17 protein-coding genes are annotated in these 13,766 nt (G+C 61.6%); 6 read left to right on the plus strand and 11 right to left on the minus strand.

Going from position 1 to position 13,766, the window contains the following annotated elements; translation table 11 throughout:
• Window positions 1-227: ATP-binding protein (locus tag E1N52_RS35580; protein WP_165979374.1), on the plus strand; the 227-nt coding region annotated here is incomplete at its 5' end.
• A 706-nt stretch (window positions 228-933) separates the two neighbouring features.
• Here E1N52_RS35580 and E1N52_RS45775 read toward each other — a convergent pair.
• Both E1N52_RS45775 and E1N52_RS35590 read right to left on the minus strand, forming a co-directional pair.
• Window positions 934-1,257, minus strand: coding sequence for a four-helix bundle copper-binding protein (locus tag E1N52_RS45775; RefSeq protein ID WP_133188659.1), 324 nt, complete (start codon window positions 1,255-1,257; stop codon window positions 934-936).
• 128 nt (window positions 1,258-1,385) lie between these two features.
• Window positions 1,386-1,700 (minus strand): hypothetical protein, encoded by a 315-nt coding sequence (locus E1N52_RS35590; RefSeq protein WP_133188661.1) that lies wholly within the window; start codon window positions 1,698-1,700, stop codon window positions 1,386-1,388.
• Between the two features lie 156 nt (window positions 1,701-1,856).
• Between E1N52_RS35590 and E1N52_RS35595 the strand changes: the two genes are divergently transcribed.
• Window positions 1,857-3,404, plus strand: coding sequence for a methyl-accepting chemotaxis protein (locus E1N52_RS35595; protein WP_133188663.1), 1,548 nt, complete (start codon window positions 1,857-1,859; stop codon window positions 3,402-3,404).
• Between the two features lie 202 nt (window positions 3,405-3,606).
• Here the strand turns inward: E1N52_RS35595 and phoU are convergent, their stop codons facing one another.
• Window positions 3,607-4,314, minus strand: a complete 708-nt coding sequence (gene phoU / locus E1N52_RS35600) for a phosphate signaling complex protein PhoU (protein WP_133188665.1) — start codon at window positions 4,312-4,314, stop codon at window positions 3,607-3,609.
• Window positions 4,315-4,404: 90 nt separating this feature from the next.
• Here phoU and E1N52_RS35605 point away from each other — a divergent pair, with 90 nt between their 5' ends.
• Entirely contained in the window at window positions 4,405-4,806 is a 402-nt protein-coding gene (locus tag E1N52_RS35605) for a hypothetical protein (protein WP_133188667.1), read from the plus strand.
• Window positions 4,807-4,986: 180 nt separating this feature from the next.
• On the opposite strand, the gene E1N52_RS35610 is transcribed toward E1N52_RS35605, so the two are convergent.
• The 3 genes from E1N52_RS35610 to E1N52_RS35620 form a co-directional block, all read right to left on the minus strand.
• On the minus strand, window positions 4,987-5,649 hold the full coding sequence (locus tag E1N52_RS35610) for a winged helix-turn-helix domain-containing protein (RefSeq protein ID WP_133188669.1): 663 nt from the start codon (window positions 5,647-5,649) through the stop codon (window positions 4,987-4,989).
• 869 nt (window positions 5,650-6,518) lie between these two features.
• Window positions 6,519-7,259, minus strand: a complete 741-nt coding sequence (locus tag E1N52_RS35615; RefSeq protein ID WP_133188671.1) for a sulfite exporter TauE/SafE family protein — start codon at window positions 7,257-7,259, stop codon at window positions 6,519-6,521.
• 250 nt (window positions 7,260-7,509) lie between these two features.
• Window positions 7,510-7,866, minus strand: coding sequence for a response regulator (locus E1N52_RS35620; RefSeq protein ID WP_246089350.1), 357 nt, complete (start codon window positions 7,864-7,866; stop codon window positions 7,510-7,512).
• 529 nt (window positions 7,867-8,395) lie between these two features.
• Here E1N52_RS35620 and E1N52_RS35625 point away from each other — a divergent pair.
• Entirely contained in the window at window positions 8,396-9,832 is a 1,437-nt protein-coding gene (locus tag E1N52_RS35625; protein ID WP_246089360.1) for a sensor domain-containing diguanylate cyclase, read from the plus strand.
• A gap of 49 nt (window positions 9,833-9,881) precedes the next feature.
• On the opposite strand, the gene E1N52_RS44320 is transcribed toward E1N52_RS35625, so the two are convergent.
• The 4 genes from E1N52_RS44320 to E1N52_RS35640 all read right to left on the minus strand — a co-directional run bounded on the left by E1N52_RS44320 (window position 9,882) and on the right by E1N52_RS35640 (window position 11,578).
• On the minus strand, window positions 9,882-10,019 hold the full coding sequence (locus E1N52_RS44320) for a hypothetical protein (protein ID WP_165979517.1): 138 nt from the start codon (window positions 10,017-10,019) through the stop codon (window positions 9,882-9,884).
• Window positions 10,020-10,391: 372 nt separating this feature from the next.
• A complete protein-coding gene (locus E1N52_RS45615) occupies window positions 10,392-10,634 on the minus strand; it encodes an ATP-binding protein (protein WP_133188753.1) in 243 nt (80 codons plus the stop codon).
• Between the two features lie 3 nt (window positions 10,635-10,637).
• On the minus strand, window positions 10,638-11,138 hold the full coding sequence (locus E1N52_RS35635; protein WP_165979518.1) for a sensor histidine kinase: 501 nt from the start codon (window positions 11,136-11,138) through the stop codon (window positions 10,638-10,640).
• 44 nt (window positions 11,139-11,182) lie between these two features.
• A complete protein-coding gene (locus E1N52_RS35640; RefSeq protein ID WP_133188677.1) occupies window positions 11,183-11,578 on the minus strand; it encodes a hypothetical protein in 396 nt (131 codons plus the stop codon).
• Window positions 11,579-11,693: 115 nt separating this feature from the next.
• Here E1N52_RS35640 and E1N52_RS35645 point away from each other — a divergent pair, with 115 nt between their 5' ends.
• Window positions 11,694-12,131: a DUF3564 family protein gene (locus E1N52_RS35645; protein ID WP_246089351.1), complete on the plus strand. Its 438-nt coding sequence runs from the start codon at window positions 11,694-11,696 to the stop codon at window positions 12,129-12,131.
• Between the two features lie 454 nt (window positions 12,132-12,585).
• Here E1N52_RS35645 and E1N52_RS35650 read toward each other — a convergent pair whose 3' ends face one another.
• Window positions 12,586-12,858, minus strand: a complete 273-nt coding sequence (locus E1N52_RS35650; protein ID WP_133188679.1) for a hypothetical protein — start codon at window positions 12,856-12,858, stop codon at window positions 12,586-12,588.
• Between E1N52_RS35650 and E1N52_RS44325 the strand changes: the two genes are divergently transcribed.
• Window positions 12,857-13,336: a hypothetical protein gene (locus tag E1N52_RS44325; RefSeq protein WP_165979519.1), complete on the plus strand. Its 480-nt coding sequence runs from the start codon at window positions 12,857-12,859 to the stop codon at window positions 13,334-13,336. The two genes, E1N52_RS35650 and E1N52_RS44325, sit on opposite strands and share 2 nt — an antisense overlap.
• Window positions 13,337-13,766: the final 430 nt, after the last annotated feature.

A 13,766-nucleotide genomic window follows, 5' to 3' on the forward strand; every position in this document is an offset into this window, starting at 1 on the left:
TGCTGCAGACCCTCGTCCATCAACGCTACAAGCAACGCCGCAGCATCCTCGTCACGTCCAACCGCGTCGTCCAGGACTGGGGGCGCTACCTTCGCGACAGCACCATGGCTTCGACGATCCTTGACCGTCTGCTGCATCGCTCCAAACTCCTCGAGTTTGAAGGCAAGAGCTATCGTCTCCGTGAAGCCGCTGCCAGGCTTGCCGTCACTGAGGAATCCGACGCATAATCCGCTCGTCCTGCCTGGGGGAATTTAGCCGCCCACAAGTGGAGGAGTTTGAACTGCCCATCGGGGGCCGAGTTGATCTGCCATTCCAGTACTGTCTGGTCACGCGGGTTGAGTCCAGATCGGTGCCGAGCTCAACCCGCTCGATAAACTGAATCTGCAGGTCAGGGGGGAGGCTCCAGTGGCACGGCCCAGGTTACGGACCCGTGAACCTTCCCGATGCAATAAGACACCTGAACTTCAGGCCGGTCAATGAGGCCTAGTTCCAGGGACGTCGAGTTTCCAGAATTGCGCCCCGATGGGCTCCGGAATGGTGAAGACTGACAGCGTCCGAACGCTAGCACGGAAGCCACGCTGATCGTAGCCCCGCGCTAAGGCACGGTCGGTCCGAAAATTCGAGTTGGCGAGATTCAACCGGTTTTCCCGAAACCGCGAATAACGGTCATGGGCAACGATTTGCCAGACTCGCTGAGTGGATTGTCGTTGAACATCTCAAAGCGGCCGTAGAGGTGACGCCGGGTCCACGGTCCGGAGAGGGTCGTCCACTGTCCTTCCTGATCGTTCGAAGTCCGACGGCCGCAAGGCCGATCTCCCGTAAGGTGCTTAGTGCGCCGCCTGCTGCCAACGCGTGTTCGGCATGCGATAGGGGCAGTTCAAAGCTGACGAACAGTCACACATACCTCACGCCAGCCTTCGGCGAGCGAGGACATCAGATTTCCCGGCAGGCTTCCGCGCATACGCGGCAAGCATCACTGCATGTGCCAAAGTGCTCAGGCGCATGCCGGCTGCATTCCTCTGCGCACTCATGGCAGATCCGCGCGCATAGTGCACAAAGTTCGGGGGCGAGATGGCTCTGCCGAGATAGCGCGGCGGATGTGAAGCGGCACATGGATGCGCAATCGGCATTGAGTCGAATGCACTTGGTCATCGCCGCGACGCCCGGGTCTTCGAGGCACGCCGATGCGCATCGGTCGCATGCGGCGGCGCATGCATCGCATGCGTCGATGCAGGACTGGTAGGCTTCAGTGTTCATGGTGCGGCTCCAGTTTCTGGCGAGTTCGTGCCTCTCCTGCGCTCCTCGTCAGGCTGATGGTCTGGTCCAGGATCCGTGCGGCGGATTGCTCTGAGGAGTGCGAGATAAAGACTGCTTAGCCTGTTTCGTTAAGAAACAACCATCGAGAAGACTTTCTCCCGGAAGGGACCTGACCAGACCTTACGGTCAAGCACAAGCAGGACGAGATCTCTGCCCTGCCGGTACAGGGTACCCTCTTCCAGCCGCTGCATGCGCTCGAATGGCTTCCCGCTACCCATGCTCGTTTCGAGGAACAGAGGCCATTCGTCCACGCCCAGACCAAGATCCCTGGCAGGAATCGAATACTTCAGGAAGGAACGTGTAGGTTCAACGTCCTCCCAGTGAATAATTTTAGGTTTACGGTTCCCGAGCGAAGCAGGACCGGTATTAACGGGCCGGGTCATATATCGTCTGCGCAACCCTCGGGAAAACTCCAAGGCCTCAGGCCTTCAGAAAGCCGGGCGGTTGCCGTTGAGCCGGGGAATACCAGGTTTCCATCGCGTTCGTGTGACTGGGACTGGTGCCCCGAACTCCCGGCGTCAACAGAAGGACTGAACCTCATGCTCCCCAATTTTCGCGACCTGCGCATCGCCGTTCGTCTCTCCATCGCCTTCCTGATCGCTGCCTTGCTCACAGCCCTGCTCGGCGCCGTAGCCTACGCGCGACTCTCGGCCATCACAGCTGAGTGGCAGGGATACGAATCGGTGACGCTCGCGAAACTGCGGCTACTCCAGCACGCGAAGGATGTGTTCGGCGATGCAGTTCACAACTACAAGGATTACGTACTGCGCGGCGGCGACTACCGCACCAAGGTTATCGGCAACCTCGACGAAATCGACCGGGCCGCGCATACCTCGCTGGAGATGGGCAGGTTCGCGCCAGACGAGCCTGATGCGGTCACGGCGCTCACCGCAGCGACCGCCGGATATCGTGCGTCGCTGGCCAGCCTGGATGCGCTCGTTGCCTCGGGCGCGTCGATCGAGGCGCGTGACCGCGGCGTCGCAGGAGCCGACAAGCCGATCGGCAAGGCACTCGATGCGCTGATCGAGATCGGTATGCAGCGCACCGTCGAACAGGGGGCGACCGTGACGCGCCTGGCCACGATCGCTGAGTGGACCATCGTCGTCGTCACGGCGGCGGCACTCGCCGCGGCAGCGCTGCTCGCGTTCTTCATCACGCGCAGCACTACCGTGCCGATCGGCGTTGCCGTGTCCGCCGCCGAGGCCGTGGCGCGTGGAGATCTCACCCAGGATATTCCGCGTGGCCGCGCCGACGAAACTGGTCGCCTTTTGCGTGCCCTACGCGACATGAACGAGAGCCTGCTGCAGGTTGTCGGGCGTGTGCGCAGTGGCACCGACAGCATGGCGACCGCGACAAGCCAGATCGCGGCGGGCAATCAGGATCTGTCGTCCCGTACCGAAGAGCAGGCGAGTTCCCTGCAGGAAACGGCATCCAGCATGGGGGAACTGACGGCGACGGTCCGGCAGAACGCCGACAACGCCCAGCAGGGCAATGCCCTGGCCGGCAGTGCAGCCGACGTTGCGCAGAGGGGCAGTACGGTCGTGGGCAAGGTTGTGACCACCATGGAAGAGATCAGCGAGAGCTCCGCCAGAATTGCCGAAATCACCGGCCTCATTGAGGGCATCGCGTTCCAGACCAACATCCTTGCGCTCAACGCGGCGGTCGAAGCGGCACGGGCCGGCGAAGAAGGTCGCGGCTTCGCGGTCGTCGCAGGCGAAGTGCGAACCCTCGCGCAGCGTTCAGCGAGTGCGGCCAAGGACATCAAGGATCTGATCCAGACGTCCGTGCGAAAGGTTCAGGATGGGACGCATCTCGCATCCGAGGCTGGTGACACAATGCTCGAAGTCACGGCAGCGGTCGCGAAGGTCACCGAGATCATGGGCGCAATCGCAACAGCATCAAGTGAACAGAGTCGTGGCATTGAACAGGTGAACCTCGCCGTCGCCCAGATGGATGAGGTAACACAACAGAATGCGGCGCTGGTCGAGCAGGCCGCAGCGGCCTCCGCTTCACTTCAGGATCAGGGGCGGCAACTCAGCGACGTAGTTGCGTTTTTCCGTCTGCGGCCCAACGGGCGACCCGCCTGAGGCGTTGAGAAGCAATGGGGCGTGGCGATCGACGTCCCTGACGCGCGGACGCGCGAGCATGGTCGGCTCTGCCAATGGCGACTGGAGACCGCCAGATCGCGCGGCGAGCCGCGACGGGGCTGTCGCGGGAGCCCGTGATCATCTCGAAGATGGCACCGGGCCGACACCCGCCAGGCTGCGCAATGGACTGAATGGACTCGTCTCAATCATCCAGGGCCTCGCGCTCAAGCCGGTCGCGCGAAATGTGGCGGACATCCTTGCCCTTGACAACATAAATGACGAGCTCTGCCAGATTCTTCGCATGGTCACCGATCCGTTCGATGGCCGACGCAATGGACACGTAGTCGAGCGCAGAAGAAATGACGCGGGGATTCTCCGCCATGTATCCCGGCAGCTTGCGCACAAATGCACGGTACTGCTCATCGATCGCCTCATCCTCGCGCATGATCCGGGCTGCCTCAACCGTATCGAGCCGCGCGAATGCAGCGAGCGCGTTATGGAAGATGGTCCCCGCCATCTGACCGGACGACCGGATCTCCGCGATATTCATGTTCCTGCCCGCAGAGTCAGTCGCGATTTTCCTCGCGCGCTTTGCGATCTTGCGTGCTTCATCGCCTGCACGCTCGAGATTGCTGATGCCCTTGGAGAAGGCGAGCAGTCGACGCAGGTCAGACGCGATGGGCTGGCGCCGCGCGATGACGTTGCTGCACTCGGCGTCGATCTCGACTTCCATCGCATTGAGTCGATGCTCCTCATCAATCACCTTCTCGACCAGACCCATGTCGAAGCGGCTGAGCACTTCCATCGCATCGGTCAACTGAGATTCAACCAGCCCCCCCATCTCGAAGAATCTCGACGACAGGTGTTCCAGGTCGGCATCGAACTGGCTGGAAATGTGTTTGTCTGACATAGATAATTTCTCCCTTACCAGAAAGACGATAAACTGTTTGCACGGTTTGTGAAACGTGAAAAAACCATGAAGCCACAGGGTACCAGGAACATGAGCGACAAGCGATCGCACGCATCGCCAGGCGAAGGCACCAGCGAGGCCGTGGCCAGCGGGAAGGCAGTCAAGGCGGCGAAGGCTCCGCCGCCGGCGTCGAAGCCACAGGGCCGAAAGCCCACGCCTGCTGAGGACCCGCCCCGACGCGTTGCACGCCATCGCAGGGAGCCTGACAAACGGGAAAAGGTCGTGCGCGACACCTTCACGATGCCCAGGGGGGATTACGAACAGTTCACGATACTCAAACAACGGTGCCTCGAAGCGGGCGTGGCCGTGAAAAAAAGTGAACTCGTGCGTGCGGGGCTGCTTCTGCTGGCATCTGGGCCGACAAAACGCCTCCTTGCAGCCGTCAAGGCGGTCGACCCGGTCAAGACGGGCCGGCCACCGAAATCGAAGTGACGCGCGCATGGGGCCTGCGAGCGAGCCCCGGACGAGATTTAAGCAGGCTGTAGGGGAACGTCCGAAACGGTAACGATTTACGTTTCAGATGTAACAGCGCGGCGAGGCGCAATGGGCATGCAAGTGCTCGCGTTTGACGCTGCGGCGTTTTCACCGGCGCCGATGTTGTCTATCCCACCGTCATGTGAGCTTCCTCAAGCGATAACCTACGCCGCGCACCGTCACGATCCGCTCTGTGCCGATCTTCTGCCGCAGGCGGTGTACATGGACTTCGAGAGCGTTGCTGTCGATTTCGTCGTCCGGGCCGTAGACCTTCGCCAGAAGTTCACGATGGGTGAAGACCCGTTCCGGGTCTTCGATGAGCGCTCTCAGCAGACTGAACTCGCGTGGTACGAGGTCGAGCGCCACGCCATGCAGGGTCGCCTCATGGGAAGCTTGATTCAGCACAAGACCATCGTGTGTGTAAATGCCCGCTGCCTGCCCGGTTCGACGACGCATCAGCACGCGTACATGTGCCGCGAGTTCATCAAGATCGAAGGGCGTGATCAGGTAATCATCCACGCCTGTGTCGAGTGCATCAATACGGCTTTCTACCGCGCCCCACGCCGTCAGGACGATCACCGGGGTGCGGCCGCCGCGCCTGCGATACTGTTTCAGCAGTCCGAGCCCCTCGTCGCCCGGCAAACCCAGGTCCAGTATGAGCAGGTCATACGTTCCATCGTTCAGCGACGATTCGGCCTCGCGTCGGTCACGCGCCCACTCGATATAATGGCCTGTGCGCCGCATGGCATCGACCACGGGCTCGGCGAGCATTCTGTCATCCTCCACCAGCAGCAGGCGCATGGTGCAACTTCCCCCGTATCGCCTTCATTTTCGATGGCCGTAGCTTAACGCGCGCTTAAGCGTCCCTCAAGCACGGCTGCCGACTGAGCGCGGCACCCATCCGTGCTGCACGGCCTGATCGCTGCAAGATCGAAGGTCACGATGGATTCCCTTCTCGTCGGTCTTCCTCTAATGGTCCCGCCCGTCCGTCGAACCGGGTCAACCTCAAGCAGGGCACAAAATTCGGGCCCGCTTCGGCGGGCCTCTTTTTTTGCACTTCGCCGACTTGCAGATGCACTGTGCCCCCCTGTCCAGGCATCATTTCCCGGATGCGCAGGGTAAGGGCACAACCGGACTCAACAATTTAAACATGTACCTTCGCACGCATATCGAGGACCGCATTCGCGGCTAGTCCTGTCGTTTGCAGTCCGAACATAACGACTGAATGATCAGGCACGGCAAGCACATTCGCGAGATGCTCGTACTGCTCGATGAACTCGGAATTGCGGACATCACAATGTGTCATGTACAGCACCGATAACATGGGCTTGATGATTGCGGCGGTTCGTTCCGTTAGCCCCGGCAACCTGGTGATTTTTCGATCCTCTCAGGCGCAGTGCGAGCATCGCGCCCTGGACATGCGCCATCCCGATCGCGTTCCATCGGCTGATGGGGGCGTTCGATGCGTGAGCTCATCCGCACGGTCCCGCAGAATCGCGTTGGCGTGCAGCAACCGCTTCCAGCGAAAGTGGTCAACCACCAACGGTCACTCACCGGCTTGGGAATAGCAAGGCCTCCGCACGTCGCTTGCGTGTACAACAACGGCAATTCACGCATCGGCCTTTACGTTGCGACCTGGCGAGTGAAGCAAGCCGTTGAGCTACCCTGATCTAAATGGGCAGGAGCAGCTTCAAACTGGCAATGATCAACACAATGGCTAGCGACACACGAATCTGACGCGGCGATAGCCAGTGGCTTCCCAGGCGTGCCCCGATCCAGCTTCCCACGACCACGATCAACGCTAGCCGACCAATTCCGGGTGGAAGGCGATTTGTGGCGCTCCAGTTGCCTGCCAGCGCGGCAATGGAATTGCAGAGGATGAACAGCGCCGCAACCGATGCAGCCGCGCGCATCGAAGACCAACGACAAAAGAGCAGGAGCGGCGTTATCAGGACGCCGCCACCGACTCCGGTCAGCCCCGACGCCAGGCCGATAATCGCTCCCGAAGCCAGCGCGGCAGGCTTGCTGGGTGGCCGCACAATCTCGTCTTTCGACTCTCTGCGGACCAGCGACAGTGTTCCAGCGACTAACAGCAGAGCGCCGAGCAGATATTCGAACCATGCTTTTGGGGGCGTTATATAGCCACCCAATAACGCCATGGGTACGGCCGGGAGTGCAAATGGCCAGAACAACTGCCAGTTAAAATGCCCGTCCCGAATGAAGCGCCAACTCACCACCAAGGAGACCAGGATGTTCAGGACAAGCGCGGTGGGCTTGATGCTTTCGGGCTCGTATCCTGCCAGTGCCATGATGGCAATGTATCCTGAAGCCCCGGCTTGGCCTGCGCTGGCGTAAAGCAGTGCAATGCCGAGAAAAGCGCTGCAGATGAGCAGTGTTTGCAGATCGATCATCGCGCATTTCAACCGGGAGGTCGGCGGGATAGTATCGCATCGATACTGGGCCAACGGCCTCTCCAGCACTCAATAGCTGCCGCCCGCTGCGGTCGTCCGCAATTTATGCAGAAGGCATGAGGAGTCGCCGGCGCACACGGGCCGCCGCGCGGGAGTAGACGGGACGTGCACCGTCCATGCGCGAGCCGGCCATCACTGAGCCTCGATGCGCCAGCCGATAGCAGCCTTCCGGTGCTTCGCGCCGCTGCGCTCAGCTTCCGGTTGCCGTGTACTGATGGAGCAGTTCGAGAAGTCTCGCCGCTGCGAACGGCTTGCGCAGGAATGCAGCGATATGCAGCGTTCCAGGCGGTGCAGCCACCGCCGAGCTCAGCACCACCGGCACGCCGGCAAGGCCTGGGTCGCTTGCCAGCGCGCGTACGAGAGCTTCGCCGTCCATGACCGGCATCATGTAATCGGTCACGACGATGGCCGGCTGTTCTGCGCGGGCGCAGCGCAGCGCCTGCGCCCCGTCGAGCGCCTTGATCACGTGAAAGCCGTCCGACTCGACAAGCGCCGCCAGTGCATCCAGCAGCCGCGGGTCGTCGTCCATCAGAAGTACGGTCGTCAATCGAGTCCCCGATTAATCTGGCGAAAGTAGCAATGCGCATACCCGGGAGTCTGGGGCCGCCATGCGAGAACGAACGGATGTGCTTCGGCAAGCGTGACTGCGGGCTCGCGAAGCCGCATCGAACCGGCGCGGCGCTTACCGCGTTTCACGCAGGCGTGCGCTCATAAGGACAAGGGCGGATTCGCATGCCTGACGGAAGGATCAGCGCAGCCAGGTTAGCTGGAAGGCCGTCCTTACGCCTGGACCGGTGGCTTTCAGGTCGCCGTTCCCGACGAATTGTTGACTGTTTCTATCTGGGAAACCGCGTTTAAACGAGGTCCGGCGATAATATGCGGCTTTCCCGTGTGCGGCGGGGCCGTGCCGTTGCCGACGGGACCGGATATCCTTCGAGGCCGCATCGTGATGAGTGACAGCTCAGCCGCGAGTGTCTAGATCAATGCCGAAGAACGAAAACCGCTCATCCCGCCGGCTCTCGGCGCAACGGTTCTATCGCTGGCTCTCGGTGCCGTCCATCGTCATTGCATCCGGGATGGTAACGGCCCTTTTTATGACTGCCTTGTGCGCTGCGTCTCTTTACCAGAGCCGGCTGGACGCCATGGCGCGCGCAACGGAAACATCGCGCAACCTCGCCGTCATGGCTCAGCGGGACATCGAGCGTAATTTCGAGCTGTACGCGCTGTCACTGCAGGCGGTGATCGACGGTGTCAACGATCCGGAGGTCATGCGGTCGGTGCCGCGTTTACGGCACGAAATGCTGTTCGATCGTGCCGCAACGGCAACCTATCTGGGATCGATCCTGGTACTCGACGCTGCGGGCAATATCGTGATCGATTCCGGGAGCGACGTGCCACGCAAGGCCAACTTCGCCGACCGGAAATACTTCGCAGTGCATCGGGATAACCCGAGCGCGGGCCTCTACATCAGCGATCCTTATCTGTCACGGCTTCGTGGCGGTTCGCCAAGCATCGCGCTGAGTCGCAGGATTTCGCGACCCGACGGGTCGTTCGCGGGCGTGGCCATGGTCGCGGTCGATCTCGAATATTTCCATCACCTGTTTGCCGGACTGTCGCTGGGCTCACACGGATCGGTCGCGCTGATCGGCCGGGACGGCGCGATGATCATGCGGCAACCCTACGACCGGCACCTCATTGGCCGCAATATCCGGGATGCCAGCACGTTCCGGCAGTTCATCGCAGCACCGGAAGGCAGCTTCTCGGACACCGCGACGATTGACGGCGTGAAGCGGCTGTATTACTTCCGGAACTTCCCGCATCTGCCACTCATCATCATGGTGGCTAGCGCGCATTCGGACATCTACGCGGCATGGCAACATCGTGCGCTGACGATCGGTTCGTTGATGGCGGTGTGCGCCCTTGGCTTCGTCGGCCTTTCCTTCGCGCTGGGCGCACAACTGCGGCGCCGGATGCGCGCGGAATCCGAGCTGGCGATGCTGGCCCGCACGGATGGCCTGACCGGACTGAACAACCGCCGCACGCTCGGCGAGATTCTGGACAGGGAGTGGCGCCACGCGAGACGCACCCGAAGTGTGTTTTCGCTGCTGTTTGTCGATGTGGACCGGTTCAAGGCGTACAACGACACATATGGACATCAGGCCGGAGACGATGCCCTGGCCGCTGTCGCCAGATGCATCGGCGAGAACATTCGCCGGCCGGCAGACAGTGCCGCACGCTATGGCGGTGAAGAGTTCGTGGTCGTGCTGCCAGACACCAGCCCGGAAGGCGCGGCGTCGATCGGCGAAAAGATCCGGGCGGCGATCAGCGATCTTGCCATTGAGCATGCCGGCAGCGAGTATGGTCGCGTCACTGCCAGTATCGGTGCGGCAGCATGGACGCCAGACGAGGACGAAGACGTGACCGCAGTCATTCGGGCCGCTGATGAAGCGCTATACAACGCGAAGGCGACCGGTCGAAACAAGGTTGCGCTGTCCACAGCCCCGGCAGCGTGATCTGTATCAGCGGGGACTGCGATCGTAAGCAGCCGGCAGCCCCGCTGTTTCAGGTGGCGCCCGAGTGCACCACCATGCCGTTCGCGGTCACGTTCAGCGCCTCGACGAACTGCACGATCTCGCCGCTATCGCGCCTGAGGAACAGGTCGTCGCCCTTCACGCGCACATCGTTGCACGAGTAGGGCATCCTGCTGCCTTTGCTGCATATCTTGCCGTCCTCTGCGCCCGGTCGCCATGGTCGGCAAATTCCTTGCTCGACCTTACAGTAAGTCTTAATCACCACCGCCCTACCATACTGGAGGCGCCACGTACTACCGTCGGCCAGCTTGATGTCAAACGCCTTGCCGGGGACGTGCTGCTCGATGTCGCCTGCACTGGATATCGTGGCTCCGTCAGGGTACGCGGTGCCTTGCGCAAAAGCGCCTGCGGCTGGCACCAGGAGCAGGGCCAAGAAAATGGCAGTAGCAGGATGTCAATCGGCCTTAGCAAGGCTTTGCGGATCCGCGCACTTCGCACAATCGAAGGTTTTTCAGGTCACTGATTAACAGCCCTTCTTAGCTCAAACCGCCAGAATTCGCACGAGAAGTACGACTACCCCACCGTGCAGTTGTGCAAAGCGCCGGGCTAACGCAAGCCCGATTCCGAGGCCACCGTCCTTCCCGGTGCGCGCCCGCACGAACTGGGTGAAAGGCTCAAAGAGGTGCGGTAGCGACGCCTGCGAAATGACGATTCCGTTGTCGCGGACAACGACTGCGACATGGGGTTCGCCGTTCAGGACGAGATGTTCGACGGTGACAGCGATGTCTCACCCTTGCGGGGTATAACGCCCCGCATTCGACAGGAGGTTCGCGATGCCCTCCGGGGGAGCGCTCACGGACAGCGTGTGATGCCGCTCAAGCCGGCGTTCCTCCACAAAAGCAAGCGCGTCGTCGAGTGCCCCGTTCAGGGCCGTGTCGACAGGCGCTATGGCGAGCTTGTTGTGATCCAGCCGGCTTGCATCCTGCAATTCGTCCATCAACCGCTTCAGATGGCAAATCTGGCGCTGGGCAACTGCCAGGTACTCGCCAAGCGGCTCCCGGCCTTCGTTGATGACCTGTAGCGCGTCGATTGCATTCTCGAGCGGGCCCAGCGGATTGCGAAACTCGTGTGCAAGGACGGAGATGACTTTGGAGTAGCGCTGCGTCTCGCGGCGGCTGCGGTCGCGCTCCCGAGCGAGTTCAAGCACGCCGCCGGCTACGGATGCCAGGTCCGTCAGCACGCGTTGATCTTCCCCGGAAAACCGGCATTCCTCTTCGAGCGATGCCACCCACATCGCCCCCAGCCGTCGACCGCCGGACACAACCGGCAAGATCAGAGCTTCGCGCACACTGCTGCACACCTTCGCGAGAACGGAAAGTCTGTGGCAACGGCGGTGAACAGCAGCGGCTCGCCGGCCTCAAGCACGACAGCGCAGGGGCACTCATTACAGCGGGTAGTCAGCCCACGCAGGTCCGCGAACCTGCCGGCAACCATGTGCCACCGGAAGACGTCTTCTTCGCCTGCCCGCTCGATCAGGCTGATTCCCGCCGTCTGCGCACAGCACAACTCCATCGCGAAGTCAGCCGCTTTATGCAGGAGGGCCCCGCGCGAGTCGGCTTGCGCGCCGGCGAGCACAAGCAGGGTGCAACACTCGCGCTTATACTCCGCCTTTCTTGCCGCCCGGCCGGCGACGCTGCCAAGTGAAATACCGCCGGACCATAATGGCATTGAAACGCTGTCCACCGATATTCCCAATATCTGGGTTTTCGCTTGCGAGGCAACCGCTTCGCACCTAGACTACAACTGCTCATCTGCGAAAACCCTCTCCCTCTCCCGGGCGTCCATGGACGCGATTGCAATGCGCCTGACGATTCTCATCAATGGTCCCGATCCGACGGTCAACCACGACTACGCAGTCCTGTGGCTGGACCTCGACGAACAACGCTGGTCGCGTGAGGCGCATTCTGGTCTCGCCTTGCCCGAATGGGGCGAGCTTCGCCAAACCGACGCGTCGACGCTCCTTTGTTCGTCGTCACCCGAGGAACCTGTGTGCGCCCTTCTGGGACTCGTTCCCGACCGCCACAACGAGGTGGAAAGTGCGGACGGTGTCGCCTCCTTTCCAGCGGAAGCGGTTCCCGGGCGCCGTACAGACTGGCACTGGCGGTTGCAGGCAGTTGACCGCTCTCGCATACGCGCTGCCAGTGCGTTCTTTGCGAGCGAAGAAATGCCCCCGTTGCCCCGTTCTGCCGGTGGCCGGGAGCCGGGCCGCGTCCATCGTTGATCACGCCGTGCGGCCGAGCGCTGACCGTCACGGACGCCGATGCGCGTCAGGCAAGGGCAGCTGGCTATCGCGCCTTTGAGCGCGCTTGACCAGGCATCGCAGCGATCGAGGACTTCCTCGCCAACAGGCGCCGGTGTGAAGCGGCGGGCATTGAGCAAATTGCACCGCCGGCATCCGTGCGGACTGCCCGGCTGCATGGTATATCTCTCTCTGTTTGATCACGGCGTTCTCAACAATCGTATAGGCGCGCAACGCCGTACGCGGCTATCACGATCACGACCATGCCGGGTGCTACCCGCCGGGGTCGGTCGTGCGTTACTGTCGGTCCGCCGCTGTCGACGGCAAGGACTATCTGGAGTTGTGCCGGCGCTTCAGGAAAACTGCAATTGCGCAATCAGGATCGCCTGGCGCCCAACATCGACCGACCCATGGCTGAAAGACTATCGATGCCGGTTCAACGTCGGTCATGACAGAACAGGTCGTCGACGATCTTGCGCGCCGCACTCAACCCGCCCATCAGCGCGTCGGCCTCCGTCGAGAAGGGCCGCCCGCCCGCTTCGCCGAACCGCAGCGGAGAGAACACGGCGACGGGCGTGCCCGCCTGAAAGATCCGCACGACAGCAACATACCCCGGCCGCGTCTGCGCGAGCCTGCCCGCACCAATGCTGAAGTCCGACTGGACGGAAACTTCGAGCGTGTAGCCTTCGTAGTCGTAGCTGCGCGTCATGCTTCGCCTCCACCTATTTATCGTGCCGGCATCCGTGGACGCCGGGCGCGGTTTCGAGGGCAATCTGCCCGTCGTCGAGATCGGGGTCATCCTCCGACTGCTTGACGATGAAATGCTTGATGCGAATGCTGCCCGTGTCAAGCGCCTGATGGCGCGCCTCAAGCGCGCGACTCCGGCTGCCTTCCGCCCTCGACATTTGGCAACGGCGCGGTTTCGGGCGACTCAATCTTCGCACGCTTTTAACGCACGGCAGCGGTCGGCGAACGCGCGATCGGGCTCCCCGCTAACCGCCCATGGTGACGATCATCAGGGTGACGTGACGCCCGGGACGAGATGTTTCATTCGACGGACAATAATCGCCGAGGCAATCGAAGCCAAATTCCGGCCAACACCGCTCGCTGACGAATATTGTCATTGCGTGGCGCCGACGATCATCCTGCAGGTCAGAGAAAACGCCTTGTGTCATAGTGCATGGTGAGCTGATGAGCCGCGAACTGGAGGAATTCTGTGTCGCATACCGGACCATGATGGCTGCACGAGGCCGACTTGTGCGATCTCTTCAAAACGCCGGTGATTCTGGGGACCTGGTGAGATGCTCGCGCTGGTGACGGAACTCAACGAGGCGACGTACCGGTATTTCGCTTGCGTCAGCAAACTGGCGGAAGCTGTTCCAGAGGAATAACGCGACCGGATCGGTGATCCCCGGCAGGATCCTCACTTACCCAGCGATATTGGGCAATGCGCATTTGCGCAGGGTCAGCGCAGCGTAGCTGAGGCGCCAGGTGGGCGGGAGTGAGTTGAGCAGGGGACGATCCGCCACCACTGCTGATTCCCGAAAGGCCACGCCTGTTTAGACCATCGGACTGGTGACACATCTGCACAATGGTCTCGTCTTGGCAAAATTTGCC

Source organism: Paraburkholderia guartelaensis, assembly GCF_004353905.1.
Taxonomy (GTDB): Bacteria; Pseudomonadota; Gammaproteobacteria; order Burkholderiales; family Burkholderiaceae; genus Paraburkholderia; species Paraburkholderia guartelaensis.